At 36.2% G+C, this 3,127-nt stretch carries 3 protein-coding genes; all 3 read left to right on the forward strand.

Annotated elements, in window-relative coordinates; genetic code table 11:
• Window positions 1-301 (forward strand): L-threonylcarbamoyladenylate synthase (locus tag R3333_RS13705; protein ID WP_318959339.1); only part of this gene is annotated, 301 nt, incomplete at its 5' end.
• Window positions 301-1,623 carry a DEAD/DEAH box helicase gene (locus R3333_RS13710; RefSeq protein ID WP_318959340.1) on the forward strand — a complete coding sequence of 441 codons (1,323 nt, stop codon included), beginning with the start codon at window positions 301-303 and terminating at the stop codon, window positions 1,621-1,623. The genes R3333_RS13705 and R3333_RS13710, both read left to right, overlap by 1 nt.
• Window positions 1,624-2,219: 596 nt before the next feature.
• The coding region (locus tag R3333_RS13715; RefSeq protein ID WP_318959341.1) for a hypothetical protein at window positions 2,220-3,127 on the forward strand (908 nt) is incomplete at its 3' end.

Consider the following 3,127-nt stretch of genomic DNA (forward strand, 5'->3'; position numbering starts at 1 on the left):
CATTATATATGACAACCCAAAGGGATTGGCCAACAATGTATTAGCACAAGACGGTTCTATAGGGATACGTTTAACCAATCACCCGGTGGTCAATCAACTGATTCAAAGCATACGTAAACCTATTGTTTCAACAAGTGCTAATATCAGCGGTGAACCAACACCAACTTGTTTTGCAGAAATATCTGAAAAGATTAAAACAGGAGTTGATGCCATCGTAGAAGAAGAACTCGATAAAGTTTGTAAGCAAGCTTCATCCATCATAAAAATAGGAGCTGATAGCTCTGTAAAAGTAATCCGATAATGGAATTCAAAGATTTTAAACTCACCAAGCAGTTACAAAATGCCTTGGCCGAAATGGAGATCACCACTCCTACTCCAATTCAGGAGAAAACTTTACCTGTAATTTTAGCAGGAAAAGATGTTGTAGGTATCGCCCAAACTGGTACGGGTAAAACTTTGGCTTTCCTTTTACCGGTATTGCGCGATTTAAAATATAGCGAGCAAAAAACACCTCGTGTACTTATCCTTGTTCCCACACGAGAACTGGTGGTGCAGGTTTGTGAAGAAATTGAAAAGCTTACCCAATACATCTCTGTAAGAACATTAGGTGTATACGGGGGTACAAACATCAATACGCAAAAGCAATTGATACACGAAGGTTGTGATATCTTGGTGGCTACACCAGGACGTTTGTTCGATTTGGCCATGACAGGTATCTTGCGTTTCAAAACCATACAGAAGTTGATCATTGACGAATGTGATGAGATGCTTGACCTTGGATTTAGACCTCAATTGAAAAGTATCATAGAATTGTTGCCGGCGAAACGACAAAACTTATTGTTCTCTGCAACGATTGTAGACGAGGTAGAAGATTTGATCAATTCTTATTTCAGAAACCCTGAAAAAATTGAAGCATCTCCTTCTGGAACTCCTGTAGAAAACATAGATCAAAAGTTTGTTTCTGTGCCTAACTTCTATACCAAAATCAATTATCTTAAAATGTTATTGGCCGATAAGGAAACTTATGCCAAAACATTGATTTTTACAGCCAACAAACGTTTGGCTGATTTGGTTTCTGAAGAACTAGAAACAGAATTCCCAGAAGAGTTCGGAACCATACACTCAAACAAGTCACAGAACTACAGGTTGCGTATGGTACAAGAGTTTAAATCGGGAGAATTGCGCGGAATTGTAGCTACCGATTTAGTATCGCGTGGTTTGGACATTGACAAGGTAACACACGTTATCAATATGGACGTTCCTGAAGTTCCTGAAAACTACATGCACCGTGTAGGTAGAACTGGTAGAGCCGAGGCCAAAGGTAATGCCTTAACCTTAGTTACAGAAAAAGAGGAAATCTTTAAACACCACATCGAAGGATTGATGAAATTGGAGATCGCTGCTGATCCTTTACCGGAGGATGTAACGGTTTCTTCAGAACTCATCCTTGAAGAACAACCTGCAGCATTGCACCAACCACTTAAAGTAAAAGTAGTTAAACGCGAAGCGGGTCCAGCCTTCCACGAAAAGAAGGATAAAAACAAGAAAGAAAACTGGGGGAACAGTAAGAAAAACAAGAAATTGGCGAAATACAAGAAACCCAAGAAAAAACGTAGAAAATAGAAACAGAAAAGAGCACTTAAGGGTGCTCTTTTTTTGATTCAAGAATTCAATAATTCAAAAGATTAAAAGATTGAAATCTGAGGATAGTGAAATTCATGTGGACTTATGAGCGTGAATGTTTGTTCACAAGGTATTCACGTTAGAACTTTTTGTTTAAGTGAATGATTTAGCCTCCCTTTAGGAACCTCTGTATGAAAGTATGAGGAAATCTCTTGGGCTTTCGAGCGATAGCCGAAAAACCCTATATCTCCTATCCGAAAAAAATTCTTATCAATTATCACTAATCACTTGCGACTTCTAAATACATTTAAATTTAATTATATGTAGATCAAACGTTTTTTGAATTCTTGAATCTTCGCATTCTCGTTAGGTTATACAGATATACTAGCTCAAACGAAGATAAAGCGCAGCTGGTATGACAAAACCATTCACCTACAACAAAGTGAAACCAACTTTACTCCTAAAGAAATTCAAAAAAATAATTAGTTTTAAACCACAAAGACCAACAACCACCACTATTCTCCAGAATTCAGGCGGTTTTAAATAATTAAAAAAGGTTTATTTATACACTTGTTATAGCCAATAAGAAAATAGAAATGAGAAGATTAATCACAATTGCACTTTTATCCATATCAACTTTAGGATTTGGACAGGACTACAATTTCCAACCTAAATGGACTAAAGGGGACGTTAAGCAAATCACAATTACCCAGGTTGAAAAAGTATTTGAAGATGACAAACTCATCTCAGACACGATTACGTATAATCACGCCACAATTAAAGTTTTAAAGGAAAATAAGGACAGTTATAGTCTTGAAATTCTGATGGAAAACCAAGCGTTACGCTCTTCAATTGAACTATATGATAAACTTGGAGAAGAATTAAAGGACTACAAAGATTTGAAGTTGATTTATTCAGTTAATAAAGAAACTGCTGAATCCGAACTTTTGAATTGGAAAGAAGCTCAAAAATTTATGAATGAAAGCTTAGACCAAATAACAAATATACTTGAAGATAAAACGCCAGATATGGCATCATATATCGGAATGATATTTATGCCCATAAAAGAAATATTCAAAAGCAAAGAAAACATAGAAGCGTACATGGAAGATAACATTAGATACATCTTAACACCTTTTAGTAAGAATTTTAAAGTTGGAGATACAATTACCACGACTGAAACAGGAGAAAATCCATTTATTCCAATGCAAGAAATATCAACGACAACTCTTCTTACCCTAGAGTCTGTTAATAAAGAAGCAAAAACATGTATGATTAGTCAAGAAGTTGAACTTGACTTAACTGAATTCATTGAAATGATGAAAGGAATGATGCAGAAAATGGCTGAATCATACGGTGCAAACGACAGCATCACAGCCGAAAAAAGTAAAGAAATGGATGAGTTTGAAATGGACATTGAAAATCTTCAAGTTATCACTTTTGACTACCAAACGACATGGGTTACTAAAGTTGTTGGCACAGAAATAGTCTCGGGAACTGACCC

Source organism: Lishizhenia sp. (assembly GCF_033720595.1).
In the GTDB taxonomy this organism is placed as follows: Bacteria; Bacteroidota; Bacteroidia; order Flavobacteriales_D; family Crocinitomicaceae; genus Lishizhenia.

Coding starts and splice junctions, on each gene's coding strand:
- R3333_RS13710 (WP_318959340.1), top strand. CDS start 301: ATGGAATTCAAAGATTTTAAACTCACCAAGCAGTTACAAAATGCCTTG.